The organism is Alkalihalobacillus sp. CinArs1, assembly GCF_947387515.1.
Lineage (GTDB): Bacteria > Bacillota > Bacilli > Bacillales > Guptibacillaceae > Guptibacillus.
Genome location: NZ_CANDOB010000002.1, coordinates 758,283 through 784,729, shown reverse-complemented (window position 1 = coordinate 784,729; position 26,447 = coordinate 758,283). Strand labels below are relative to the sequence as shown.

At 42.4% G+C, this 26,447-nt stretch carries 28 protein-coding genes; 8 read left to right on the top strand and 20 right to left on the bottom strand.

Translation table 11 applies throughout. The annotated features are described in order from the left end of the window. The first annotated feature begins 34 nt into the window (after nucleotides 1-34). Nucleotides 35-649, top strand: a complete 615-nt coding sequence (locus PFZ69_RS12720; RefSeq protein ID WP_270181454.1) for a PH domain-containing protein — start codon at nucleotides 35-37, stop codon at nucleotides 647-649. A 32-nt stretch (nucleotides 650-681) separates the two neighbouring features. Here PFZ69_RS12720 and PFZ69_RS12715 read toward each other — a convergent pair whose 3' ends face one another. From PFZ69_RS12715 to PFZ69_RS12695, 5 genes are all read right to left on the bottom strand, one after another. Beyond that, on the bottom strand, nucleotides 682-1,719 hold the full coding sequence (locus PFZ69_RS12715; RefSeq protein ID WP_270181453.1) for an STAS domain-containing protein: 1,038 nt from the start codon (nucleotides 1,717-1,719) through the stop codon (nucleotides 682-684). 22 nt (nucleotides 1,720-1,741) lie between these two features. After that, on the bottom strand, nucleotides 1,742-1,975 hold the full coding sequence (locus tag PFZ69_RS12710) for a hypothetical protein (protein WP_270181452.1): 234 nt from the start codon (nucleotides 1,973-1,975) through the stop codon (nucleotides 1,742-1,744). Between the two features lie 70 nt (nucleotides 1,976-2,045). Further along, complete coding sequence (locus tag PFZ69_RS12705) at nucleotides 2,046-2,930, bottom strand: aminoglycoside 6-adenylyltransferase (protein ID WP_270181451.1); 885 nt, start codon at nucleotides 2,928-2,930, stop codon at nucleotides 2,046-2,048. Between the two features lie 86 nt (nucleotides 2,931-3,016). Continuing rightward, complete coding sequence (locus PFZ69_RS12700; protein ID WP_270181450.1) at nucleotides 3,017-3,271, bottom strand: hypothetical protein; 255 nt, start codon at nucleotides 3,269-3,271, stop codon at nucleotides 3,017-3,019. A gap of 73 nt (nucleotides 3,272-3,344) precedes the next feature. Further along, nucleotides 3,345-4,193, bottom strand: a complete 849-nt coding sequence (locus tag PFZ69_RS12695; RefSeq protein WP_270181449.1) for an MBL fold metallo-hydrolase — start codon at nucleotides 4,191-4,193, stop codon at nucleotides 3,345-3,347. 162 nt (nucleotides 4,194-4,355) lie between these two features. Here PFZ69_RS12695 and PFZ69_RS12690 point away from each other — a divergent pair, with 162 nt between their 5' ends. The 5 genes from PFZ69_RS12690 (at nucleotide 4,356) to PFZ69_RS12670 (ending at nucleotide 9,040) form a co-directional block, all read left to right on the top strand. Continuing rightward, the gene (locus PFZ69_RS12690; RefSeq protein WP_270181448.1) at nucleotides 4,356-5,012 is read left to right on the top strand and encodes a peroxiredoxin; all 657 of its coding nucleotides are present in this window, start codon (nucleotides 4,356-4,358) and stop codon (nucleotides 5,010-5,012) included. A gap of 132 nt (nucleotides 5,013-5,144) precedes the next feature. Beyond that, nucleotides 5,145-6,569, top strand: coding sequence for a spore germination protein (locus PFZ69_RS12685; protein ID WP_270181447.1), 1,425 nt, complete (start codon nucleotides 5,145-5,147; stop codon nucleotides 6,567-6,569). 4 nt (nucleotides 6,570-6,573) lie between these two features. Beyond that, the gene (locus tag PFZ69_RS12680; RefSeq protein WP_270181446.1) at nucleotides 6,574-7,725 is read left to right on the top strand and encodes a Ger(x)C family spore germination protein; all 1,152 of its coding nucleotides are present in this window, start codon (nucleotides 6,574-6,576) and stop codon (nucleotides 7,723-7,725) included. Between the two features lie 11 nt (nucleotides 7,726-7,736). Continuing rightward, the gene (locus PFZ69_RS12675; RefSeq protein WP_270181445.1) at nucleotides 7,737-8,840 is read left to right on the top strand and encodes a GerAB/ArcD/ProY family transporter; all 1,104 of its coding nucleotides are present in this window, start codon (nucleotides 7,737-7,739) and stop codon (nucleotides 8,838-8,840) included. Further along, nucleotides 8,837-9,040: a hypothetical protein gene (locus PFZ69_RS12670; RefSeq protein WP_270181444.1), complete on the top strand. Its 204-nt coding sequence runs from the start codon at nucleotides 8,837-8,839 to the stop codon at nucleotides 9,038-9,040. The genes PFZ69_RS12675 and PFZ69_RS12670 overlap by 4 nt, the downstream gene beginning before the upstream one ends. Before the next feature lie 79 nt (nucleotides 9,041-9,119). Here PFZ69_RS12670 and PFZ69_RS12665 read toward each other — a convergent pair whose 3' ends face one another. Further along, complete coding sequence (locus tag PFZ69_RS12665; protein WP_333489740.1) at nucleotides 9,120-9,524, bottom strand: peroxiredoxin-like family protein; 405 nt, start codon at nucleotides 9,522-9,524, stop codon at nucleotides 9,120-9,122. 257 nt (nucleotides 9,525-9,781) lie between these two features. Here PFZ69_RS12665 and PFZ69_RS12660 point away from each other — a divergent pair, with 257 nt between their 5' ends. Then, complete coding sequence (locus tag PFZ69_RS12660; RefSeq protein WP_270181443.1) at nucleotides 9,782-10,198, top strand: VOC family protein; 417 nt, start codon at nucleotides 9,782-9,784, stop codon at nucleotides 10,196-10,198. A 35-nt stretch (nucleotides 10,199-10,233) separates the two neighbouring features. Here the strand turns inward: PFZ69_RS12660 and PFZ69_RS12655 are convergent, their stop codons facing one another. From PFZ69_RS12655 to PFZ69_RS12590, 14 genes are all read right to left on the bottom strand, one after another. Next, nucleotides 10,234-10,773: a GNAT family N-acetyltransferase gene (locus tag PFZ69_RS12655; RefSeq protein ID WP_270181442.1), complete on the bottom strand. Its 540-nt coding sequence runs from the start codon at nucleotides 10,771-10,773 to the stop codon at nucleotides 10,234-10,236. A 10-nt stretch (nucleotides 10,774-10,783) separates the two neighbouring features. Further along, nucleotides 10,784-12,418 (bottom strand): alpha-glucosidase, encoded by a 1,635-nt coding sequence (locus tag PFZ69_RS12650; protein ID WP_270181441.1) that lies wholly within the window; start codon nucleotides 12,416-12,418, stop codon nucleotides 10,784-10,786. A gap of 15 nt (nucleotides 12,419-12,433) precedes the next feature. Continuing rightward, nucleotides 12,434-13,267, bottom strand: a complete 834-nt coding sequence (locus tag PFZ69_RS12645) for an alpha/beta fold hydrolase (RefSeq protein ID WP_270181440.1) — start codon at nucleotides 13,265-13,267, stop codon at nucleotides 12,434-12,436. Nucleotides 13,268-13,411: 144 nt separating this feature from the next. Then, entirely contained in the window at nucleotides 13,412-13,621 is a 210-nt protein-coding gene (locus PFZ69_RS12640; protein ID WP_270181439.1) for a helix-turn-helix transcriptional regulator, read from the bottom strand. Further along, entirely contained in the window at nucleotides 13,621-14,022 is a 402-nt protein-coding gene (locus PFZ69_RS12635) for a hypothetical protein (protein ID WP_270181438.1), read from the bottom strand. Before PFZ69_RS12635 ends, PFZ69_RS12640 begins: the two co-directional genes overlap by 1 nt. A 129-nt stretch (nucleotides 14,023-14,151) precedes the next feature. Further along, complete coding sequence (locus PFZ69_RS12630) at nucleotides 14,152-16,119, bottom strand: phospholipase D-like domain-containing protein (RefSeq protein WP_270181437.1); 1,968 nt, start codon at nucleotides 16,117-16,119, stop codon at nucleotides 14,152-14,154. Between the two features lie 237 nt (nucleotides 16,120-16,356). Beyond that, complete coding sequence (locus tag PFZ69_RS12625; RefSeq protein WP_270181436.1) at nucleotides 16,357-16,704, bottom strand: DUF4260 domain-containing protein; 348 nt, start codon at nucleotides 16,702-16,704, stop codon at nucleotides 16,357-16,359. Beyond that, nucleotides 16,701-17,096, bottom strand: a complete 396-nt coding sequence (locus PFZ69_RS12620) for a hypothetical protein (RefSeq protein ID WP_270181435.1) — start codon at nucleotides 17,094-17,096, stop codon at nucleotides 16,701-16,703. Before PFZ69_RS12620 ends, PFZ69_RS12625 begins: the two co-directional genes overlap by 4 nt. Continuing rightward, on the bottom strand, nucleotides 17,097-17,837 hold the full coding sequence (locus PFZ69_RS12615) for an ABC transporter permease (RefSeq protein WP_270181434.1): 741 nt from the start codon (nucleotides 17,835-17,837) through the stop codon (nucleotides 17,097-17,099). Beyond that, complete coding sequence (locus tag PFZ69_RS12610) at nucleotides 17,834-18,742, bottom strand: ABC transporter ATP-binding protein (RefSeq protein ID WP_270181433.1); 909 nt, start codon at nucleotides 18,740-18,742, stop codon at nucleotides 17,834-17,836. The genes PFZ69_RS12615 and PFZ69_RS12610 overlap by 4 nt, the downstream gene beginning before the upstream one ends. A 355-nt stretch (nucleotides 18,743-19,097) precedes the next feature. After that, the gene (locus tag PFZ69_RS12605; protein ID WP_270181432.1) at nucleotides 19,098-20,237 is read right to left on the bottom strand and encodes a mannitol-1-phosphate 5-dehydrogenase; all 1,140 of its coding nucleotides are present in this window, start codon (nucleotides 20,235-20,237) and stop codon (nucleotides 19,098-19,100) included. Between the two features lie 2 nt (nucleotides 20,238-20,239). Continuing rightward, a complete protein-coding gene (locus tag PFZ69_RS12600) occupies nucleotides 20,240-20,677 on the bottom strand; it encodes a PTS sugar transporter subunit IIA (RefSeq protein WP_270181431.1) in 438 nt (145 codons plus the stop codon). Nucleotide 20,678: 1 nt separating this feature from the next. Continuing rightward, nucleotides 20,679-22,760, bottom strand: coding sequence for a BglG family transcription antiterminator (locus PFZ69_RS12595; RefSeq protein WP_270182033.1), 2,082 nt, complete (start codon nucleotides 22,758-22,760; stop codon nucleotides 20,679-20,681). A gap of 50 nt (nucleotides 22,761-22,810) precedes the next feature. Next, a complete protein-coding gene (locus PFZ69_RS12590) occupies nucleotides 22,811-24,574 on the bottom strand; it encodes a PTS mannitol-specific transporter subunit IIBC (RefSeq protein ID WP_270181430.1) in 1,764 nt (587 codons plus the stop codon). Nucleotides 24,575-24,845: 271 nt separating this feature from the next. Here PFZ69_RS12590 and PFZ69_RS12585 point away from each other — a divergent pair, with 271 nt between their 5' ends. Continuing rightward, nucleotides 24,846-26,402: a catalase gene (locus PFZ69_RS12585; RefSeq protein ID WP_270181429.1), complete on the top strand. Its 1,557-nt coding sequence runs from the start codon at nucleotides 24,846-24,848 to the stop codon at nucleotides 26,400-26,402. The last annotated feature ends 45 nt before the right edge of the window (nucleotides 26,403-26,447 follow it).

The window sequence follows — 26,447 nt, the reverse complement described above, 5'->3', positions numbered from 1 at the left end:
CGTGATGTACCTCATAATTGAAAGGATGATCTCATTGTTTAAAAAGGTTGCCTCAGACGTATTAGGACTAAGTGATGTAGGAAGTGTCATCAAACCCGCTGATTACGACAAGGTAGATGCAGATGATTACGTACTTCACGAAGATGGAGAAAAGATTTATTTCTTGATTAAATCGAAAGCTGATGAATATTGCTTCACAAATCTCGCTTTAATTCATGTCGATGGTAAGAGCGCAACGAGCAGCAAGCGTACGTTAAGACGCTATGAATACAGCCACAACACGTTCAAGAACGTAGCTCTTGAAACAGCTGGTACAGTCGATCTTGACGTTGAAATCAAGTTTCAGCTAGGGAATGAAGTGTTTTCGATCGATGTACATAAGAAGTTTATTGAGGAGCTGAAAGATCTCTATAAGTCTCTCATCCGAATCGCTGAACTATCTAGAGAAAACGAAACGTATCACGAATTCTCAAGAAAAAGTCTAGATTTAGCTTCCTCTACTTTGACGAGTATGCGCCACAGCAACACAAACCTACATGAAGAGTTCAAGCAGATCAACGAGATTGCATTCAACTGGCTCGAACAATCAAAGAAGCAATACACGATCAAAGACTTTGGAGATGTGTTTGAACGCTACATCAACAATTAATGAACAAAGGGTCAGGCAATACGCCTGACCCTTTACCTTTGACTTTCTAACGTCAATCCTTCTCTCGCTAGTGCAAAATGAATGCCGTGACGTAACGTTGAAAAACACGTAAGTCCTTCAAGTTCTGCCCGTGATTGAACAACTTGTATACTAAGCTTAGGGGAGATCCCTACCAACAAGCATGTTACGCCTAATAATTCTGACGCTTTTACCATGCTATGCAGTAAGTCGATTGTCACGTTATCGACATCATTGATTCCTGTTAAATCGAGAATCAACGTATTGGCTTTGTAGTCTGGAAGCTGTTTAAGCGTTTTTGTCATCAACTCATCAATTCGAGTTTCATCGTATTTCCCTATGAGTGGAATGACGAGAATATGATCCAATACCGGAATGATCGGTGCCGATATTTCTTTAATCATCTGTTGCAGCTCATTGGTACGCTCTGATACTTTTTTCTCTAGATCAACGAGTTCAAGCCGTTTTTTCTCCTGAATCAAATCCCTGATGTGCTCTTTAGGCGTTATGGATGATGGCGCGAATTCATACTCTGAATAGCTATCTCCTTTTATTTGGCTTTTCCTAACGTTATACCAAACTTTCTCTTTGAACAAGCCGCTGAAAACTCCTGCCCAATGTCCTGGAATAAACGTTCCTTCCTCATGTTTCCCTTGTTCTCTATTAACCTTGTATTCCCAGCTGTTCTTCACACGAACAATAGCTTTGTTTCTTGCTTGGTCAACGTCAAGTATCGTCGTAATGCCCCAACCAGCTGTTTTGTAAGTATTAGGTAAACTACTTACAATGAGCTCAATATTCCCAATCGATTCATGATAGAAATCGCTTACGATTTCTCCGGTTCGATAGCCTGCCGTTTCTAACACGAGTGCTGCCTCGTCTTCCCCTGCTATTTCTTCAATGGAATCCAGAAAAACTTTAAACGCGGTATTGATCCAGAAGATTAATGCCCCATCTCCTTCATACGTAAAACTTCCTTCGTCTGTATCCCACTCGAACTTCGAGCCGTTCACATCTAGATAGTGGTGATTCGTGCTTAAATCATTCCCCATCGGTAAACCTCCTAAAATGGGGTCAGGCACGCGCCTGACCCCATTGATATGCATATCCAGAGAAATAAACATCTTCATTATCTTTAAATGTATAAACAACTTCTTCTTGCTCAGGATGAAAGTAGACAATTAGATAGTCTCCACTCTGATCTTTCATACGCTTACCACAATTATACAATGGATACTCGTTAATTTGTAGAGAATCGCAATTTAATTCTGTCCTGATCCACTCCATCACCGCTTCATTCTCATCCATAACTTCCCCCTAAGATGTAGCTTATTAACACTACGTTTCCACATATCGGAGGTTCCAAAACCATTAATTGTTAGATTTCAATTTCCTTTGCGTCTGGATCGAGGCTGTGTACTTTTTGTAAGTAATGAGTGATATTCTTCTCGACTTCTTGTGGGCATTCAAAACCTAACTCATTAGCGACGTGTCTACAAAGATCCATGAAAAGGTCATTCATATTGAAAAGCGCGTTCCAATTATCCTCAATATCTGCCCCTGCATACGTTTCCTCAAGCTTTTCCCACGTTTCAGAATCAAGATAGCGCTTAAACCAGCGCCCGCATTTATTAGGGTTAACTTCCCAGTTAAACTGGACCCCTAATGACCATTCAAGAATTCTTTGTAAGTAGTTAAACCGCATCACATTGTCGAGCATGTATTTTGCAAAAAAAAGTTCATCACGCCACAAGCTTTTGGCCACATACGTCGTGTCCCACCAATAGCTATTGACGAGTTCTTGAAATTCATCTTGTGTCGGCTTTTTCACCTGAAATGCTTTGTTACTAGGCGTCACCATATCCTCAACGATCTGATCTTTATCTAATAAAACCTTATAACCCAGGTCATAGTGAGGTGGCAGTTCTTGTAACTGTGCGATTTCTTTTAAAGTCGCTGTACTTGAGATTTGGAAATCGATCCGAGTACCATCCATATACATAACGAGCCTCGTCACCCACCCATCACTTTCTCTTGGGACTAGCGGGACAGTCGTCAAACGATCACCAAACCGATTCAGCCATGTGTCGTCTTCTAGGAACCGGTCCAAGCTGTCTGTAAATACTTCGATATCATAATCTGTAAACACATCGCGAAATGCATGCGGATTTGCACGAGAGCTTGTCATCAATAACGCTCGAACATGTTCATCTGCGGTTCCCCATTCCATCAAGTCCATCAACATTTTTTTTTGATCCTTCACTTCTGCTTCACCCGCTCCCTTATTCTTTTGTCTGCCATTATGTATAAAAAATCCGAAGCTTCATGCTTCGGATCTTTTATTTAAATTTAAAACAGTACTCCAGCGATCGCTCCAAGCACTCCTAAAATAATGATTAGAATCACCCAGAAGATCGCAAAGATAACAATGATCCAACCAATAAGCTTTCTGCCTGTTTGGATAAAATAAATACCAAGTACGAGCGGACCAATAATCAATCCCAAAATCGCCCAAAGAATAGCGCTTTTATCTCGTTTTTTTGCATCAACATATAAATAAATAGCGATCACGATATTAATTAATAAACTAAATGACAGTTCCATGTCCTCACCTCACTTCTCTGTTGGTAAAATGATACCCTATTGAATTTTTAAATAAACAGAATAAATCCTTATCTTAAACATTCACCAAAAGCGTATCGTAAGCAAACGACACGTTCTTTCCTTCTAGTTTAAGCTTTTCTTCCACTTTTACTAAATCGTCGTATCCCAAGCGGTCCGGTTCTTCTATATGCGTAAACAGAACCTGCTTCACATTTAACTTCCCAATAATCTCCAACGTTTGTTCAAACGTTGCTTCTTCAGAAAGAACAGGGTGCTCTTCTAAGATTTGTCTCTTACCTGTTAATGGATTGAACTCAAACACTCCTGATGGAACAACTGCGAGATCAAGTTCTCCTAAGTCTGGTGGATTCCAGCCATATAGCTCGTCTGGGGCAATCAAGACCCTTTTATCTCCTTCAAATAAAAAGGCATACACATAATCCTCTGATAAACGGAATGGTGTGATTGTCACCCCATTTTGTGTGATCGATTCACCATCCGTAAGATGATGAATTGCTATGTAGTTTTGACTTTCAAAGAAGGAAAGGTGCTCACCGGAACCTAATCTCGTATTAAAATCGATGCCTACTTGTTCAGGTAAATACACATCCATCGTCGTTCCATTCGGTGGGTAGTTGATCCAATCTGCATTCATCGTCTCTAGTACCCTTCTTCCCATCACATGGTCAGGATGCCAGTGAGAATACAAAACACCATCGATCTTCTGAACGGATGAGCGATTCAATTGCATGTAGCTATCTTCTGGTGTATCGATCAAGACGTTCGGACCATGAATAAAAACACTTGGGCCAGACCTACTATATGGAACTCCCTTCTCTCTCGCTTCATTACATACATGACAATGACAAAGCGGACGCGGTGCAGCCATCGCTCCGCCTGTTCCTAAGAACTCGATTTTCATAACTCCACTCCTCTCTTGCAATAAGTCTACAGAAGTTCCTTATGGAAAAAAAGAGAAATAGTAGTAAAGTTTTACTTAAAATACACAACGGATTCCTCAGTTTAGTTCTCACTGTCGGTGGAAGATTTGCTATAGAATCAATTAAAGGAGGATGTTAGCTCAATGCCTGAAACGGAAACGACTTATCAACTGCCAAGGATTGGTTCACCAGCACCTGCCTTTACAGCAACAAGTACACATGGAAAGATTTCTCTTGAAGACTATAAAGACAAGTGGTTCATTCTCTTTTCTCACCCTGCAGACTTTACACCTGTTTGCACGACTGAGTTCGTCGCTTTTCAGGAGGTTTATCCTGAGCTTCGAGACTATGGAGTCGAGCTTATCGGATTGAGCGTTGACAGCGTATCTTCTCACCTCGCATGGATCCGAAACATCGAGAAGAATTTTAACAAAGAGATCGAGTTTCCAGTCATCGCCGACCTTGACCGAGAAGTCGCAACAAAATACGGCATGATCATGCCTGGAGAGAGTCAAACTGAAACGAGTCGAGCAGTTTTCGTCGTCGATGATAAGCAGGTCGTCAGGTCGATCATCTATTATCCATTAACAACCGGGAGAAACATGAAGGAAATTTTGAGACTCGTGAAAGCACTAAAAACAACGGATGATAAAGGAGTCCCGACTCCTGCAAATTGGGAACCTGGAGATAAGGTACTCGTCTCTCCACCTAAAACGGTTAAAGCGATGAACGAACGGGAGATGGATCCAAACCTCGAGTGCATCGACTGGTACCTTTGTCAAAAAGAACTGAGAGAATAACAGGTGCACGGCTGCTCAAATGAGCGGCCGTTTTGTATGTCCAATCCATTCCTGAAATTTCATCTTATGGCATATTCCTGCGACGATTGCACACAGTAAAGCTATATACGTAAAAAAAGCGAGGTGATGGTGATGTTCAATAAGAAAAAGTCTTTTCATAAACGAATCGAGAACATAAAGCAGACGTTCGGACAACCTGATGACTTAATCATTCATATTGTCCAAAAAGAATCGATCACTATTGCCATCATCTACTTTAAAAGCCTTGTAGAACAAGATGCCTTAAAAAGGGAAATCGTCAAGAAGATCCAGCTTTCTTCCGTTGATGAAGACTTTCTAGAAAACTACATGAACGTCGTGACGTCACCCGCTTCACTTAAGGAGCAAGACGAAATATTGGATGACCTTTTAGAAGGAATGGCCGTTGTGATCGTGAGTCATTCAGATGCATACGTGATGTGCGATGTTGCATCGACTGAAGGAAGAGATATCGTCCCATCAGAAACTGAGATCAACATTAGAGGCCCTCATGAAGCATTTACTGAAAGACTCGATAAGAACCTTGGTTTACTTCGCATGCGTCTAAGAAACCCTAAACTACGGTTAGTCACTTTCCATATAGGAAACGTGACAAAAACAAAAATAGTTGTGAGCTATATAGAAGGTACAGCTCCTTCAGAAATTGTGGAAGAAGTATTCAGTCGACTTAATCAAATCGATATTGATATCGTTCTTGAATCCCAGATGATTGAAGAATCGATCGTAGATAAACAAATATCGCTTTTCCCAACCATTTCAAATACAGAACTTCCTGCAAAAGCAGCTTCTAGACTCATCGAAGGGCGTGTTGCAATTCTCACGGAAGGGACTCCATTCGTACTAACTGTCCCTTCTCTTTTTACCGAGTTCTTTCAAGCCCCAGAAGATTATTATCAGCGCTGGGACATTGCATCGCTGCTTCGATTGTTGCGGTTTACAACGTTCATATGGGGCACACTTGTACCAGGGCTCTTTGTAGCACTCACAACCTATCACCAAGAAATGATCCCCGGGCATCTCTTATATAGCTTTGCAGCACAGCGTGAGGGTCTTCCTTATCCATCCCTCGTGGAAGTTCTCATTATGGAGTTTATCTTTGAAGTGCTCCGTGAGGCTGGGGTTCGGATGCCTGTTGCGATTGGTTCTGCCATTTCGATCGTTGGAGCACTTGTCCTAGGTCAGGCAGCGGTACAAGCAGGCTTAATTTCTGCTGCGGTTGTTATTGTCGTGTCACTCACGGCCGTCGCAAACTTTGTTAGTCCTGCATACAACTTCGGTGTCACTGGAAGAATCCTTCGATTCGGTTTCCTTTTAGCAGGCGGATTCCTGGGATTTTATGGCATGTTCTTCTTGTTTTTGATCGTCCTGATCCACGCTGCTTCCCTTCAATCATTTGGAGTATCATACCTCACACCTTTTGCACCAATAAACTTGCGTGATTTACAAGATACGTTCGTACGTTTACCTAGTAACTGGGTAAAAAACCAACTACCTAAAGGAATCGAAAGAAAGGAGTAGGAAGATGAGAAAAATCACTGCTCTTCTCCCTCTTCTTATCCTCGTGCTCCTTTCTGGATGCTGGGATCAGGGGGATATTTCAGAACTCGTAATCGTGGACATGATAGGAATCGATAAAGATAAAACGACCGATGAATTTATCCTCTACTTTCAAGTGGTCAACCCAACATCTTTTGCAACACAGGATAGAAGAGTAGAATCAAGTCCAGTCTATACGTATGTTAGCAGACACAAGTCATTAAAAGCTGCGGTAGATAAAGCGAGTCTACAAGTTCCAAGACATATGTTTTTTGCTAAAACAAAAATTCTATTGTTATCAAACGAGTTAGAAGTAGCGGATATGATCGAAGTGTTTAACTTCCTCGATCGAAATAGCGAAACAAGAGCACCCATTCAAACTGCCGTCTCTCTCCAACCGCTAAGTGAAACGATGTTTCGTCTCACAAAGATAAATTTTATTCCAGGGCAATGGCTCTCTGATAACTTCGAAGCCTCTCAAAAACATTACACAGCAACACATACGAAGTATCGAATCAGAGACAACGTAGAAAAATACTACAGAGACGGAAACCTCTTGTTCCCTGCAGTAATCTTCTTAGACCAAGAAGCAGAAAACATGGAATTCTTAAATGAAGTCGACACGAGTAGTGGCCATGCTCAGTTTGTAGGCGGAATCGCGTATCAAAAAAAAGCTGATCCGGTATCACTTTCAAATGAGGAGATGGCGCTGTATCATCTGTTAACGAATCAACTGAATCAAATGCCGATCACGATAATGGAAGATGAGAAGGATGCTCATTTTTTAGATATCAATCGATGCGAAACAAACCATAAAACCACAAAAAAATATCCTTTTGCATTTTCATTCGATATTAAATGCAATGCTGACTTTTTAAACAGTAAAGTTTCAAAATCTATAACGATCAATACAATCGATAACATCCAGAATAGCGCGAATGAAACTCTTGAAGAAAAACTGAAAGAGTTAACTGAAAAGCTGCAAGAGGACGAGCTAGACTTACTCGGGCTTTTTGCGAGGTATCCTTCGATGAACACTGAAGAGAAGCGTGCATCATTCAAGAACGCTACGATTTCATATGACGTTACCATCAAAATTGATGACGTCGGAAACATCATCAATCCATACAGCGACTAGGAGGAAGAGAGATGAAGGATTTAAGCGTCAACCATTTGACAACGTGGCAATTCTTCTTACTTGCAACGAACTACTTGATCGGACCTACCTATTTCGTCCAAATGAGTGGGTTGATCGGAACAACAAAACAATGGTCATGGATCCCACCTATTCTTGCATTCATCATGAGTCTTGGCGTCATTTGGCTATGGCTGCACCTATTAAAACGACATCCAGGAAAAGACCTTGCAGAAATTACGGTTAATCTGCTTGGGCAAAAAATAGGGTTCGTTATCTCCTTGATTTTTATTTATTTCTTCATCTTAATCGCATCCCTTGCAACTAGAAATGTTGGTGATGTGATCAATACTGTAGCGATGGATTTTACGCCAACCGTTGTGTTTAACCTCCTTACCATTACGGTCGCCATCTACGTCCTTTCAAAAGGAATACGTACTCTAGGTCGTACAGTAGAGATCTTAACTCCATTAATCTTCGTTATTTTCTGGGGTTCACTGTTACTCGTTATCGGGGAATGGGACACAGAACGCCTCATTCCAATGCCTGGGTCATTCGATTTGAAAGCGATCGGCAGCATGACGGTCTCGTTTTTCAGTTTTCCATATCTTGAATTCCTTCCCATTCTCATGCTGATTCCACTCACAAGAAATAACAAACGAACAAGGAAGAGTGTGTATTTAGCAAGCACCGTTACGACGGTATCTACGATCGGAGTCATTTTCCTTCTAGTAGGAACGATCGGTTGTATGCGTATATCAAACTTAACGTATCCTACCATGGCTTCCGCTCAAGAAATTAGTCTATTTAAAACCATTGAGAACCTTGACGTGTTTGTTTCATCGATCTTGATAACGACTGTATTGATCAAAGTTTCGATTCTGCTCTACGCAGCTTTTATCTTTATAAAATGCGTCTTTCGTTTTCCATACAAAACTCCCATACTTTTTACCCTTCTATTTACGACAACCGCTTTTTCAATGGGTGCTCACGCTAATATCGTTGAAAACATTCATTACGCTAAAACACTCGTACCGATCTATTCTGTAATCCTCGGTATTTTTCTCCCGCTGTTATTGCTAATCATTTCATATGTACGAAAGGGAGTTCAGTCATGAATGTGTTCATGTTTTTCCCATTTCTTGCTTTCATACTCATTACAGTGATCTACCTTATCGTTAAGAAAGACAAAATAAACCTGATAAAGTTTTTATTAATGTCCCTTGTAACCGGATGGATTTGGTGGACGTGGTCAATGGACAAACTCATCGATCCACTCTATCCAGTAAAGCTGCTTGCTAAAGGACTCAACTTATAATTGTCGTATCGAATCTAATAAAATAGAGCTTGGAGGGCAAAAAGCCTTTCCAAGCTCTCTTCATTAGAAAGAATAGCCCTTATTTTAATTTTTCCAATACTGTATCGATCTTCGCATGATCTTCAGGTGATGAATCGACATGCTGCCAGATCAACTGACCTCTCTCAGAATAGAGATACGTTCCGCCTTGTATGTAAACATCGGCTTTTTTCATAGATGTTAACACAACTTTTTTCTGACGCTCATCACTTGGAATAAAATTCTTTACCTTCCCAAAAACAAAACCGATCGCTGCTTTTGATAGAAGCTTCCATTTTGGAGATGTTTTATGACCTAATTGATAATACGCCTCTTTATTGGGATCACCAAGAATCGGAAATGGAAAAGGTCCAAATGCTTCTAAGAACTTTCCGATAAATTTAGCATTCGAAGGGGCAATCGCATAAACAGTGACACCATGAAACTCATCAATTCGCTCACGCAACTGCGTGAGATATTCTCGACAGATCGGTCAACCGAGGTGGCGAACAAAGACGATCATTGTTTTACTGTTTCCTTCAACGATCTGATCGAACGATCGTTTGCCTGACTGCGTTTCAAAGTTTACGTTCACACTACATTCCTCCATTCTCTTCAATTATTGTATCGATCTTCAAAAACCCTATCAAGAAATTGGATTGTTCGGAACTTTTTCCCATCACCAGTCGTACTAAAGGCAGTACAAGAAAAAGGAGGAACGACATGTTCAAAGTAGGCAGTATTTTCATTCCTGTAACTGATCTCAACAAAGCGGTAAAGTGGTACGAAGACAACCTCGGTGTGACGAAGATCGACAGCTGGGATGGCGGTGTTGGATTTTACTTTCCAAACGATGATACACAGCTCGCCTTAATTCAAGTAGGTGAGTCACAGTCAACTGAATTCACAATTTCGACTGATTCAAAGAACGGGTATTATAATTTTCTCGTCGATGATATTGAAGAAGCTTATGAAAAGTTACACGAAAATGGCGTTGTGACAACTGAAATCGAGGCATTTGGTGGCATGAAGGTATTTGATTTCTATGATTTAGACGGCAATACGTTCAGCGTAGTAAATGAAGTGAAGGACTCTCCATATCATCGTGATGAGGTACGGAAAGAACAGAACAAGCTCTAACATAAAAGCGCCCTCCCCCTGGGCGCTTTAGTTATTCAGTCCTGAACGATTGCATATACTTTTAAGTCACGATGTGTCCCTTTTACAAGCATTGCTTTTCTCGTTATCCCTTCATAGGACATCCCTAATTTCTTCATAACCTTTTCAGATCCGATATTTTCCAAAAAACACCTAGCCTGAATTCGCACTAAATCCATGCTCTCGAAACCAAACCTTATTACCGCCCTGCCTGCTTCGGTGATGATTCCCTCTCCCCAATGTTCATGAGAAAGAACATAACCAAGTTCTGCGCTTTTATGCTCAGGGTCCCACCAGACGAAGTGAACGGTACCGATCAACCTACCAGTTTGTTTGAGTTCGATTCCCCACGGAGCATCATATCGAGGTAAAAATGTATGAATAAATTCGATACTGTCCTCCAATGCTTCGTGAGTATGCCACGTGACGAGACGAGTTACGTCTTCATTCGAAGCATAATGATACACATCCACTGCATCATCGAGCGTTATTTTCCTTAGGATGAGTCGTTCTGTTTCAATCGTTGGGATATCCCCAAACCGTTCAGCTATCTTCATACGCCACCTCTCATAGTTCATAGATCCTTGCTTCATGAGGTCTAAGAGAAGTGCCCTTTAATACATCGTCCTCAGTAACATCACGGTAGTTTGCAAGAATTAATCGCTTCCTGTTCTCATCGATCGCTACATCGGTATGAAAAATCGTATGATCGTCGCTATAGTTTAAGATGATGAGCCAGCGGGACTCACCGTACTCCCTCGTATATACATAAAGCCTTTGTTGTCCTTTTGATAAATCTTTATAATCACCGTAAATCATAACCGGATGCTCTTTTCGTAGTGCTATGAGCTCCTGATAATAACCAAAGATCGAGTCCTCTTCAGAAAGGTCACGCTTGACGTTGATCTGTTTATAGTTTGGGTTTACCTTGATCCATGGTTCACCTTCTGTAAAGCCAGCTTGTTCTGTTTCATCCCACTGTATAGGTGTCCTCGAATTATCCCGACTCAAAGGCAATAAGGTTTCAAATACCTCAACAGGGTTTCGGCCCTTTTCAACTTCTTCTCTAAATTTATTTTTCATCGCGATATCGTTGTAATCTTCGATCGAATCGAATCGAACACCCGTCATGCCAATTTCTTCCCCTTGAAAAACATAGGGTATTCCTGGAAGTGTATGAATCATCGTGGCAAGAAGCTTGGACGATTCTTTTCGATAACGATTGTCATTCCCGTATCTCGTTACCTGACGTGTGTGGTCATGATTATTCAAAAACTGCGAATTCCACCCTTTTCCATAAAAAGTCTCATGCCACTTCTCCTGAATTTCCTTATACCGGACCATATCCCAAGTCGGCATATCGTCAGCTACCTCAAAATGAAAGAGCGTCTTTAACTCTCCTCGGTCTTCTGCTACGTACTTTAAGCCTTCCTCAGGTGTAACGAACGGAATCTCTCCAACTGTCAAAACGTCATAATGAGAGAGAACCTTTTCGTTCATCTCTTTCAAATACTCATGGATGCCTGGATTATTTGCAAGGTAATCAGTATAGTCGGGATTTTCAGCATTCGGAAAACCATCGACCTTCGCTAGAAGGTTAATGACGTCCATTCGAAAGCCATCGATGCCCTTCTCAAGCCAGAAGCGCATCATCTCATAGATCGCCTCTCTCACTTCTTTGTTCTCCCAGTTCAAATCTGGCTGCTCAACTGCGAAGGAATGAAAATAATATTGTCCTGTGCCTTCGTCAAACTCCCAAGTTGATGGGGTAAAATAGGAGCGCCAGTTATTTGGTTCTTTTCCATCCACAGGGTCTCTCCATATGTACCAATCTCTCTTCGGATGCTCTTTCGAGGACTTTGATTGTGTAAACCAGTCATGTTGGTCCGAAGTATGGTTCACCACAAGATCCATGATGACCTTTAGGTCCCTCTTGTGGGCTTCATGTAACAGCTTCTCAAAGTCCTCCATCGTACCGGCCTTCTCCATCACTGAGTAATAATCGGAAATATCATACCCATTGTCACGATCAGGTGATTCGTAAAAGGGATTGAGCCAAACGACAGATACCCCAAGCTTCTTGATATAATCTAACTTTTCGATCACGCCTCTTAAGTCGCCATATCCATCTCCATCACTATCATAGAAACTCCGCCAGTAAACTTGATATACGACTGCTTCTTTCCACCATGTTCGTTCCATCCCGCTTCTCTCCTTTTAAACCCATCTCTGTGTAATGACGCTAATAACATACTCCGGCTGATCCCAGTGGAGCATATGTGTACTATGAGGAACAAGTTCCACGATCGCACTCGCTTCTTTTTCAAATACACTCGCCATCCTCGAACGCTCACTCTCCCGCTCCTCCGGGAGGGTAGCGCGCAGTAAAATGATTTCTGCTGGGAGCGCTTTATAAATATCCATAATCTCATGCTTGTGCATGGCTTTTACAATACTACTTCCCGTTTTCCCTCTCGCGTGCCAGTAATACTTACCACCTTTCATCAGTAGCAGATCTTCTGCTGCGAGATCTAAAGATGGAGTTCTCCTCGTAACCGCTCCATACGCAGCATGCTCTCTAAACGATTCCCACGATTCCATATAATCTTCAAAATCGATTTCATACGAAGCGGCTTCTTCTTCCATCGAAAGCTGTGACTCTCGTTTACTTTGATAACCTCCATCTAGTAAGAGTGAACCTTTTACCTTTTCTCTGTTTTCCTTCAAATAAAAGAGTGTAACAAAACTTCCCCATGAATGGGATAAAAAGTAAAATGCGTGAATGTTCAAGCGATCGAGCACACGGTTCAACCACTCTACCATTTTTGGCATCTCATAGTCTTCTTCTCGATCGAAAGATTCCGATTTCCCATGACCAGGGGCGTCAACCGCGATGATGTGGTATCGCTCTTTTAATCCTTCAGCAATTTCGATAAAGCTAAGGCTCGTACTCCCAAGTCCGTGCAAACAGAAAATAGTCGGTTTATCCTCATTTCCCCACTCCGTAACACGGACGTTCTTTTCATTTACATTTATATAAAATCGATTCAATTACTTATCCTCCCGTAAGCTTGATCCGCACAACGCTTCTATTATTGTAACAGACTGACAATTCAGAAAGGGGGCCGCCTGTCGATTTAGAGAAACCAAAAAAATTGAGCGTCAATCAATTGCGCGCTCAATTTTGTCAGGTGTTTATTCTATTAACTCTTCTTCATCGAAGATAAACACGTCTTCTATCCGTGACTCTAGCTGTTTTGCAATTTTCGCAGCAAGCTTAAGAGAAGGATTGTACTCCCCTTTTTCCAAAAAAACGATCGTTTCTCTTCGCACGTTAACCCGCTTTGCAAGATCTGCTTGTGTTAACTTGCGGATTGCGCGCAGCTCTTTCATTCTTGTTATCATTACTGAAACCCTTTCCTTCTAACAAACAGCCAGTTAATTCCGAAGCTTAAGATCATGAAAGCGAGCCCTACCATGAGGAGGTCATCTTTTTGGAGATAAGAATGGAAGGCAAATAGGACAAGCCAAATGATAAGAGATGAAAAATACGCATAGCCAGCGGCAAACATCTTCACCTTTTTTGAGAGCTCATCATCATGAGGTATTCCAGCCTTCACATCTTTTCTTAGATTTAAGAGTACTGGGATTAAGATCACCATCACTACAACGGTTGCAGCAGTTAGCAGCAGCTGTGCTGACGTCATGTTATCACTACTTAACAGCGAGTACAGTTGAAAAAGGAGTCCACCGACAAGGGAAACTGACAGAATAGAAAAGAGCATCAACGCCGTTTTTGATTTCAATTCTTTCACTCCTTTTGTTAGAAATAATTAACTTTATGTTATAAATATATAACATTATAACTGATTTGTGCAAATTTTTTCTAAAAATAAAAAAAGCATGAAATCGATACGATTTCATGCTCTTCTGAATTAATTTATTGTTCCACCTGCTTGAATGTACCGTGCGTTGAATTCCTGTACAAATTGGTTCGTGATTGCATCATCATGAATGATGAGCATGTTTTCGTCATTCACGTCGTTACCGTTTGTGCTCCAGTTCGTTGAACCGACAATGACGGTTGGATCACTGTTCGTTTCTGCATCCACAAGCATCGTTTTACTATGAAGCTTACGGGATTCAGCATCCTTGTATACTGGAGCAGCATTCGCCCAGCGAATATTCGGGTTGTTTTGACTTCCCGTTACCGTGCGGCCCGTCATTTCGATACTCGCTGACCACCACTGATTCCAGAAATCACTTGAGAATACGCCTTTTACATCGAAGCCAGTAAGTGTTCCTTGCTGGTCCTGGTAAGAACCTTCCCACTTGTACTTCAGCTCATCGACTAGAGTCTGATCACTCCAAGCGAAGATCGTGAAATACGTGTTGAGATCAGCTTCAGTTTTGATTAGTTCAGCCATACGACCGACCGCATCATCTCCAGCGGAGAAGTAAACCTCAACTGTTTTCCCACCTATCGTTACTTGATGTGGTGTGTTATCCGTTTTACGAGAGCCAAAGTTAGCATTCGCTGTGCTTGGTGTTAATGTTGATGTTCCCCACATTTCATTGAATTCAGTTTCATAGATTGATGCTAATTCCGAAGAATTCACTTCCACAACGTGCTGCTGGTTACCATCAAGAACGCCGTTCGCCATGTTTTCTTCAGACCCATAAAGACCTGTCACTGTAAAGTTCCAGCTTCCAGTAAACACCCACTGGTCATCAACGAGTGCAAATTTATTGTGCATTTGATCGTCAGGAGAATAATACGTCCCGTCAGTTTGCTGTTCCGCTTCAACGAATAAATAGCCTGTCATTTCAGTGTTCCCGATCATAACCGTACGCTGTGGGAAATCATCTGGTGAAGAAGGTAGGTTATGGTCCGCACGTAGATTTGTGTCTTCGACTGCTAGCATTGGAGAATCAGAGAATACGTGAATATCGTCTGCCGTTCCGACAACCATATCTTTTCCACGCACCATTTCTTCAACATAAAGTCTCATTGTCTTGAAGCGGTCTACGTAGTGAGGATCTGTCGCGTCTTTCGAGTCTGCGATCACACGTACGTCTACACCTTCAGATGCCTTTTGGATAAGAGCATCAACGATTTTAGGAAGGTTGATCTCATATGTCGCGAAATCGATGCTTGTCGTTGCTGCATTAATACGCTTTAAGAGACGATCTTCAAGATTTACATTGTAGTTTGCTTCGTTACCTGCATCAGCATATTGAGCCATCGCACATTTATTGAAATAAACGTTGATTGCGTCAGGTGATTCAGAAACTTGATTCAGGTGCTCTGTTGTATCTGTACAAGCTCCCCCCGAACCGCCTGAGCCGCCGCTTGTGTTCGATGAAGCAGGCGTTCCTTTACCTTCAGTGTATGAACCAGTAGAAGTAACCCAGTTAGAAGCATCTGTGCCTGCTACTCCAGGGTCTACTCGTTCCATCGTCGCCTTCGTGTCGTTATCACCCGCATGCCATGCGTCAACGCTATCGATCAATGCGCCGCTACCATCGCGAAGTTCGAAGTTTTCGCCAGAGTTGCTAAGTGCCCCACTGTAAATATGATCAGCCGTAACGCCAGATATTGTATTATCATCTGTTCTTTCAAGTATGTAATAACCGTCTGCTGGGATACTGCCAGTCAAGTTGATAGATGGACTGCCATCTGTTGCGTTTAGCGTCCAGCCATCTAGTGAAATGGCGCTGCCCGTATTGTTGTAAAGCTCGATCCACTCATCGTTGTAATCAACTGTCGTCCCCATCCATGCTAATTCATTGACAACAACATCGCCATTCGTTGCTGCATGAACCTCATTTGGCGTCATCGATGGCGTAACAACAGTAAGTGCCATACTGATCGACGCAATAATCATTCCCAATTTCTTCATCGTGTTTCCCTCCCTAAGATGTCCTTTATGTAACTCGTTCCACACTATCCTACAATTTTCGACGAATTTTTAATATACTTTTAATGAAAATATTTTGTAAATTATAAATTTACATACTATGCACTAGTTCGAATAGCCCGAATAAAAGGTAAGCGCTTACATAATTGCCATTAAGAGCTACTATGAAGGGATAAAAACAGATAGAAAAAAAGACCGTCGAAACGGTTCCGACGGTCTTTACGCCTTTTGCAAGTGCGTGATTTTAAAGTCCTCTGTAGACTTCAATCCATATCCGATCATTCTGTCCATTCCGATATGTGCTGTCCAAATGAGCCCAATGGCTATGAAAAGGGGCTGATTCACCATCAAACTCATCAGGATCAAGATTAACGGCAGGCTATAGGAATGGATCACGTTATAGCAATACGCTCCTACTTTCTTCCCCATCGCATAGCCGAACATCGCTAAATCCGGTGTGAATAATAAAAGAAGAAACACCCACCAGCTTACGTCCATTGTCGAGAAAAAGTAGAGAGATAGAATGAAGACTACGAAACCTTCTATATGCAAGAGTAGTTTAGTCACTTTGGTATCACCTCTGATTGAAAAGCTGAAGGTACGGTATAGCAATGACTCGAATTGCAGAGCTTTTGAGACTGACTGTTATAGGAAAGCACTTCTCGAGTTTGCTTTCTACTAAACTCTTTCATACCTTCAGAAGTTTGTAGGACGATCGCATAATCTCCTTCTTTACTCTGACTGCTTTTTGATGAGTCTCGTATTGCTTCCAAGAACTCCTCTGCCCCTAAAACCGCAATCGTTTCACCCTCATGTTGTACAAAGACTTGGTCCATTACGCCGAATTCTGTTCCAAACATTTGGTTGATCTCGACCTCGATGTTTGATTTAAGAGGAGAGGGGTCGCCACATCCTGTTAGAACAAAAAGAAATATGAGAGTAGGTAGCTTTCGATTCACTCACTTGTCACTCCATCGGAAAAACCGTGATGCAAGAATCGTAGATACGACGGAAATACCGAGCAACACCCCTACTTCAAGACCATAATCGGTAATCGGACCAACGTTCCACGTTCCGCGAAGCAATTCTACTACGTAGTAAAGCGGAAGAACTTTTGCAGCATTTTGGAGGATAGTCGGCATGAATTCAAGCGGAAAAGCAGCTCCCGATAAGAAGAGCATCACGTTCAAACATAATGAGCTGATCGCTGCGGCTGCCTGCGAATTTTTTGCAAGCGACGTCAGAAACAATGCAAACGGGAAAAACGCTAGAATACTAACAAGAAGGGCTAGCAACGTGCTTCCCATATATACTGGTAACGTGAGATCATACATTAATATTCCGAAGACCATAAGCAATAGTGCTGAGATAACGAAGATAACGGAACCTTGAAACGTATGTGCAGCAAGAATCATCCATGAGCGAATCGGTGTGGATTGGTACCTCCTTAGAACCCCCGTCTCTCGATAGTTCGTTAAAACTGTTCCTAGGGTAAAGAAGGAAATCGTCACGATGTTTACACCAATCCAAGAAGGAACGAACATTTCTGCGAAGGAAAGTCCATTCAGATTGCTATCTCCAAACATCGAGCCGAACATCCAAATCATGAGAACAGGAAAAAGAAATGTCCAGAACACGCTCAGACGATCTCGGAAAAACATTTTTGTTTCTAAACTAGCTAGCTTCATCATCGCGGTCATGCGGACGCCTCCTTTTCAAGAAAATGGACGAACAGATCATCGAGTGATCCCTTTTCGAACCTAAAGTCTTGAACCGGAATCTCGTTATCATAGCAATATTTAAAAATGTAATACGCAGTCGTTTGCTGATCATCGCTTAACACCTTGTATGATTGGTTCTCGTTTTCAACGCTAACTACGCTTGGTAAGGAGATGAGGAAATCGTACAGCAGCTCTTCACTATCAAACGTAAGGTAGTGAGCAGGAATCTGGTTCAAGAGCTGTTGAGGAGTACCTAGTGCTCTTAGTTGACCGCTATAGATCATCGCAACGCGATCACAAAGCTTTTCTGCTTCTTCCATATAGTGAGTTGTAAGAACGATCGTGCACCCTTGTTCTTTCAGTGCATTGATCAAGCCCCACAGTTCTCGCCTAGCGTGAGGATCAAGCCCCATGCTCGGTTCATCAAGGAATAAGATTTCCGGTTTATGAAGGGTAGCGAGTGCAAGCGTAACGCGCTGCTTCCACCCACCTGACAAGTCATCGAACATCACACCTAGTTTTTCATGAAGCCCCAAAAGATCGATAAGATGATCTTTTTGAGTAGTTGGATAAAATGATGCGAATAGATCGATCGCCTCTTTTACCTTCATCTTCTTCTGAATGGCCGTTGCCTGAAACTGAACACCGATTTTTTTGTTCAACTCTCGCAGCTGTTTATGAGGCGTTAGGCCAAGAACCGAAAGTTCTCCACCGTCAGGCTTTCGTATGCCTTCAAGCATTTCGATGGTCGTTGTTTTCCCCGCACCATTCGGTCCGATGATGCCAAAGATCTCTCCCTTATTAACTGTAAGTGAAATGTCTTTTACTGCCTGAATACTACCGTATGACTTTACTAGATGGTCAGCTTTGATCACTTCTCCCATTCCTAGTCCCCCTTGCTTAAATTTCGCGGATACCTGCTAATTGATATGATAGTCTTCAACTTCTAATACGTTAATCCTTCAGAATAGTTTCAAAACAATTAAAATATCAGGAAGATTAACAAAGGGGGCTTTGGAAACCTATTTAGGCACAAATACCATATCCCAGAGTAGCCTCCTCAAGGAGGTTATCGGCGATCGTTAGCATTTATCAGCGATATTTTGTTTTTATCAGCGAAATAGAAGTTTATATCAGCGAAAAGGGCTGTTTTATCAGCGATATTTCCTTTTTATCAGCGAAACCGTATTGGTTCAGACAGCATAAAAAAGCCACCGAGATTACCTCGGCAGCTATGTTCTAACTCAATTCATCGTAGTGCTTTTTGATTAGGTTGAATAGGGATGAGCCTTCTTCAATGCCTGTGTAAGTTGTGATGGCGTTTGACAGGCCATTCGTTTGGATAGCTTCTTGGATTTGGACAGCTTCTTCGTCACCTTTTGGATCGAAAAGAAGTGCCGCCGCAATTCCTTTTGCTAAGTACGTTGGCTCTTTACCGATCTTCATCAGCTGACTTGCGGGCCCGGTTAATCGATCGTTCGGACCGAGTTTACGAATTGGTGCACGACCGACTCGTGTAACTTCGTCTACAAGATGTGGGTTCTCGAATCTCGCAAGAATCTTCTCGATATACGCACTGTGAACTTCTGAGTCAAAGCTGTATTTATGCTTTAGCAATGCACCCGTTTCTTCTAAGGCACGTTTCACATCTGCATAGAGCGCTTCATTTTCAAGAGCGTCTTTAATCGTTTCTGCACCAGCAAGGTAACCTAGATACGCCGTCATTGCATGACCCGTGTTCACAGTAAACAGCTTGCGCTCGATGTAAGGAGCGAGATCGTCAACGTACGTAATTCCCTTGATTTCCGGGACTTCTCCCACCATCATCGTCTTGTCGACAGCCCACTCATAAAACGGTTCGACCGCTACTGTTAAAGGATCGTCATGCGTTTGGTTCGGTACGATACGATCGACCGCTGCATCTGGAAAACCAGCATACTGTTCGAGTGAACCGCTTCCTCCCATTTGCTCCTGAATCGCTTCTTTCAACATCGTACTTCCGCCGATCATGTTTTCACATGCGATGATGTTAACGGGAGCTTTCCCTCTTTCGATGCGCTTTTCGATGCCTTCTTTTATACTACTAGAAATCATTTTTAGCACGGTTGGACCAACCGCTGTCGTGATGAGGTCAGCTTTACTAATCGCCTCAACGACCGATTCAGGATTCGCTTTACTGTTGATCCCCCGTACGTTATCCACCTTGATTTCTTTACGCTCTTGGCCAAGAATTTCTACAGTGTATTGATTCTTTTCATTCAGTTCATCGATTACCGTTTCATTGATATCAACAAAACAAACCTCATAGCCTGATTGTGATAGCAGCTTACCGATGAACCCTCTCCCGATATTCCCAGCTCCGAAATGTACAGCTAGCATGATTAGTTCACCTCGTTAAACATAGAGATAAATGTTTCTTTATCTTCTGCTTGAATGAGCTTCTCCACATTTTCTTCTTCTGAACACACGATTGCTATTTGAGATAGAATTTCAAGGTGCTCGTTATCTTTTCCAGCAATTCCGATAATAAGCTTCGCGATATTTCCATCACCAAAATCAACGCCTTCACGAAGCTGTACGATGGAAAGACCTGAATGATTTACTGATTTCTTCGCATCTTCCGTACCATGAGGGATCGCTACGTAGTTCCCCATATAAGTTGTCGTGATCTTCTCACGTTCAAACATTTGGTCGATATAGCTTTCTTCAACGTACCCTTTCTCCACAAGAATGTTTCCTGCAAGACGGATCGCGTCTTCCTTCGTTGCTGCAGTTTCGTTCAATACGATATTTTCTTTCGTTAAAATGCCGTTAGCCATATTAGTTTTCTCCCTTTGATTTTAATTTTTCAGTGATGAATCCTTTTAAACGCTCTGCTAGAAAGAGCTTGATTCGTTCCTCATCTTCCTGTTCAAACAAAGCGAGTGTTTCACCAGTTTCGATAATGATGGTACTGATGAAGCTCATCACTTCAATTTGTTCTAACGTTGCTTCTTCTGGTGCAAGCTGTAACAGAATCGTTTTCATATCGATTTCTGTTCCATCCATCGCGCTTCGCTTAACCGGACTTTCCAACCTGATCATTGAAAATGTCGGCTTAAGAACCTCTTTTGTACGCGCATGAAACAACGCAAGAGAAGATTCTGGTATTCCAACGCCGCCTAATTCTTCGCGTTTTAGAACTGCTTCCGTAACTGAAGCTGAACTCGTAATGGTATTACCCTTTTGCAGTCGGCTGCATTCGTTTATTAACAAGTCTTCTAGTTGATCTGATTTAGCTTGTGTTAGAAGGAAATGGTCCATAATAGAAGCTGCTGCCTCGCTGTATGAGGCTGTTTGCGTAAACCAGGATACAGCTTCTCTCCCTGACTGAAAGGCGCTTTCTTTACGTTCAAGTACTCTTTTGCTTGATCCAGTCGATCGTTGAAGCGCTGTTCGGATGCCTGTTGCTTCTTTTTCAGATAGAAACGGACTCACTTCAATATAGTCTGCATCCAACTCCGTTAAAGGGATCGTCGACACGATCAGGTCGAACGCATGGACATCTTCTTTTTCTAGTTGGAAGAGCGAGACGCTCTTCACATCATGTATCTCGTGAAATTCTTGCTTGAGCCTTGTAGCGAGCATCTTTGACGTTCCGATTCCGCTAGAACAAACGGCAAGAATTCTCAGATCGTTCTTCTTATTTCGACCTTCAAGCGCAGAACCAAAGTGAAGGACTAGAAATCCAACTTCTTCATCGGGAACGGAAAGCCCTTTGAAGACATTTTCAACAGCCTCCGAGATGATAACGAAAAGTTCTTGATAATCTTCTTTGATTTTCGTTAAAAGTGGATTATGGATGCTCATTTTCTGATTGAGACGATGCATCGCTGGACCTAAGTGTGTTACAAGCCCTTGAAATAGAGAATCATTCGACACAAGGTCCACGTTCGTCTTATCACTAACTTCTCTAATCAGCTGTTTCGCCTTTACAGTGATCGGATAATTCGACTCTTCTAAATAATAACTGCTTGAATTCCGAAGCTTTGCTCCTCTGAGGTGCATCGTGATATACCCGACCTCAGCTTCAGGGATCGGAACAGAGAAATAATCTTCCATTCGCTTGCTGATCGTTTCTGCAATCGTGAATTCTTTTGTTTCTTTCATAGTGGAAAGAAAATCTCTTTCCATCTCGATTTTTTCACCTTGCTGAATTCGTTCGATCGCAAGTGTTAAATGAACGATGAGACCAATGTAGGCACTATCTGCCATCATGTGAGATAGGTCATTATTTACTTCCCTAACGATCGTTTCGACTTGATGCAGCTTTTCGTGATCAACAAGCCCAAGAAGCTGCTTTGAAGCAGACTCCATCACGTCACCTTTTGATTTGTTTTGAATCGAACGCTGCAATAATGTAAAGAAGTCTGAGTCGTTATACTCTGTCGCAAGCAGAGAACTGATCGCATGTCTCTTCAATGCTTCTGCACCCTCTACCTGAACACCATACCCGCGCTTTCTAATTAAAGAAAGCTGCATATTCTGTAGCCATTCTTCTACTCTGTTCAAGTCGTTGCTGATCGTTGCCACGGTGACCCTGAGATCATGCGCAAGACTGACGAGTTTAATAGGCTCATGGGATTCTAAAAGTTTACAGAGTATCAATGTTTCTCTTTCATCTTGTGTATACTCGGTAATGTTTAAATTGTACAAGTACCGTTTGAGCTCTTCACGCTGAGAGGGATGTCCATCGAATTGGACACCCACCCCTGCCTTTTTTATTAATGTCAATCCGTAGTGATTCACAACATCTTCTATTCCCGCTAAATCTCTATGAACGGTCCGTTCACTAACACTGAGTTGCTTAGCTATTTCTTTCACCGTAAAGAAATCGTCTGTTTCAAGCAAAAGTTGTAGAATACTTCTTTCCCTTGCTGATATAAAGATGTGAGTTCACCTCTATCCTTTTGTTAACGGTCTTTTAGCATGTTAACAAGTTCATCGTACTTAGGACTATTCATGAAGTTCGCCACTGAAATGTGCTCAGCGTCTGGACGCTTCGCTTTTGCACGATCCGTTAAGTCTTTGTGGGTCACGATTAAGTCTGCATCATCTGGTAGATTGTTGATAGATGTGTTCGATACATCGATCTCTTCAAGTCCTGCTTTCTTGAACTTGTTTCGTAAAACAGATGCCCCCATCGCACTTGACCCCATTCCAGCGTCACATGCAAACACGACTTTTTGAATGTCTTTTGCAGCCACTTCAGTGTCCTTCGTGCTAGTTGTTTCTTCCTCCTGCTTATCCCCTGAAAGATCACTTACAAGCTCATCATATTTCGGACTGTTCATAAAGTTTGTTACTGAAATGTGATGCGCCTTTGGAAGCTTCGCTTTTGCACGATCTGTTAAGTCTTTATGAGTGACAACAAGATCTGCATCGTTCGGAAGATTGCTGATCGATGTGTTGATCACTTCGATATGCTCAAGACCTGCTTTTTTAAATTTATTTCTCAACACGGACGCACCCATTGCACTTGAGCCCATACCTGCGTCACATGCGAATACAACTTTTTTGATGTCTTTGTAGTTAACAGTTGCGTCGGATGACGTTTCTTCTTTCGCGCCTAGTGATGACCTTACGCTACTCTTCTTCCCTTTCATCGCTTCCATCTTTTCTGCTGCTTCTTCAAGATTTTCATCAGAGTCACTTGATCGCTTAAGGATGAAGGATGCAACTAGGAATGAAACGAGTGTAGCGACAACAACACCTGCGATAACCCCAAGGTATCCTCCACGCGGTGTCATGATCATGAGTGCAAAGATACTACCTGGTGAAGGTGGTGCGATCAATCCTGCATTCAGAATACCGAATGTGAATACGCCGCTCATTCCCCCAAGGATCACTGCGATGATCAATGCTGGTTTCATCAAGATGTACGGGAAGTAAATTTCATGAATACCACCGAAGAAGTGGATGATCGCAGCACCTGGTGCTGATTGCTTTGCTGAACCTTTTCCTGCAAACCAGAAAGCAAGAAGAATTCCAAGTCCAGGTCCAGGGTTCGTTTCTAATAGGAACAGAATCGATTTTCCTGCGCTAGCTGCCTGATCGATTCCTAGCGGGCTTAAGATCCCGTGGTTGATCGCGTTGTTCAAGAACAATACTTTGGCTGGCTCAACTAGAATACTAGCTAGTGGTAACAGTCCAGCATCTACGATGACTTCTACTCCAGCTGCAAGTGCTTTGTTTAAACCTAGTACAACTGGTCCGATCGCTAGTGAAGCGAGGATCGTCAGAATACCACCGATGATACCTGCTGAGAAGTTGTTAACTAGCATTTCAAAACCGGATTTGACTTTGCCTTTGATCGCTTCGTCGAATTTCTTAATCGCATAACCACCGAGTGGTCCCATCGCCATCGCACCTAGGAACATCGGAATATCCGCTCCGACGATCACACCCATCGTCGCTGTCGCACCGACTACTCCGCCTCGTGCGCCGTAAACAATTTTACCACCAGTGTAACCGATTAAGAGTGGTAATAAGTAGTTGATCATTGGACCAACAAGTGATGCTAATTGTTCATTTGGAATCCAACCATCTGGAATAAATAATGCTGTAATAAGTCCCCATGCAATAAATGCACCGATGTTCGGCATGATCATGCCGCTTAGATAGCTACCAAACCGTTGAATCTTCACTTTGAAACCGGATTTTTCTTGGTCGCTCATGATAGTTCCTCCTCTTCTTTCGCAGGGAAGACTTGTTGACATGTTTTATTAGATCCTGTCAGTTAGCTTTCCTTGCGAAATGTTTTACTTGTTAATTCCAATAGTAAGGCCATAAGAAAGCGTTCGCAATGAATTCCAAACTCAAATTCGGCAGATGACTTGTTGACATTTTTAAATAATGGACAAAATGACCCAATAAATTGTATTGCAAAGTGAATATGAAGGTGCTGGTTGGAGATAACTGAAATCGTGAATAAAAGGAGGGAGCTTTATGGATGAAAAGAAGAAAAAGCCTCAGGACGAGACGTTAACAAACCAGCAGGGACATCCTGTCACGAACAACCAGAATGTCCGAACAGTAGGAAGTCGCGGGCCAACCACTCTTGAGAACTACGATTTCCTTGAGAAAATCAGCCATTTTGACAGAGAGCGAATCCCTGAACGCGTCGTTCATGCACGAGGGGCAGGTGCGCATGGGTATTTTGAATCGTATGGAAAAGTAGGAGACGAACCGATTTCGACGTATACACGTGCAAAAGTGTTTACGGAAGCTAAGAAAACGCCTGTTTTTGTAAGGTTCTCAACGGTCGTGCACGGCACACATTCACCAGAAACGCTGAGAGACCCTAGAGGATTTGCAGTTAAGTTTTATACAGAAGACGGAAACTGGGACCTTGTAGGAAATAACTTAAAAGTATTCTTCATCCGTGACCCTCTCAAGTTTCCTGATATGGTGCACTCCTTCAAGCCTGACCCTGTAACGAACATACAGGATATGGAGAGAATGTTTGACTTCCTTTGCCAATCTCCTGAATCGATGCACATGGTTACCTTCCTGTTCTCTCCATGGGGCATTCCAGCAAACTTTCGACATATGCAAGGATCTGGTGTCCATGCATACAAATGGGTGAACGAAGAAGGAAAAGCTGTACTTGTAAAGTATCACTGGGAACCCGTCCAAGGAATTCGCAACCTTTCACAAGATGAAGCGGATCACATTCAGTCGATGAACTTTAATCATGCGACGGCTGACTTGTATCAAGCGATCGAAGAAGGAGACTATCCAGAATGGGAGCTCTATGTACAGATCATGGAGGATGGCGAGCATCCAGAACTAGATTTCGACCCCCTCGATCCAACGAAGCTTTGGTACAAAGAGGATTTTCCTTGGCATAAGGTTGGGAAGATGACGCTCAACAAAAACCCTGAGAACTATTTTGCTGAAGTGGAACAAGCAGCATTTGGTACTGGGGTATTGGTCGATGGGCTCGACTTCTCTGATGACAAGCTTCTGCAAGGCAGGACGTATTCCTACTCTGATACGCAGCGATACCGTGTTGGTTCAAACTACTTACAACTTCCGATCAATAAGCCGAAGAAACATGTTTCGACGAACCAGAGCGGCGGCCAGATGGACAACCGCACTGATTATGGGAAAGATGAAAACCCACATATCAACTATGAACCTTCTTTGATCGGCGGGTTGAAAGAAGCAGCGAATCCAGGTGTGGAACATGAACCATTTGTTGAAGGAAATTTATCGAGAAAAAGCATTCCTCGTGAAAACAACTACGGTCAAGCGGGAGAAACGTATCGCAGACTAAACGACTGGGAGCAAGAGGAACTGATTTCAAACCTCGTCAGTGCACTCATGGACTGCCGAGAAGAGATTCAAGAGAAGATGATCGAACACTTTACACAGTGTGATAAAGAATACGGGGAACGAGTCATGAACGGATTGAAGGAAATGAAGAAGTCTACCGGCTCCGTACTCGATGAAGCTGTATGTGAAGCTGAGGACAAGAGTCATCCATCAGATCCGTACTAAACAGTTGAAAAAAGCTTGGCATCGTTGCCAAGCTTTTTTATATAG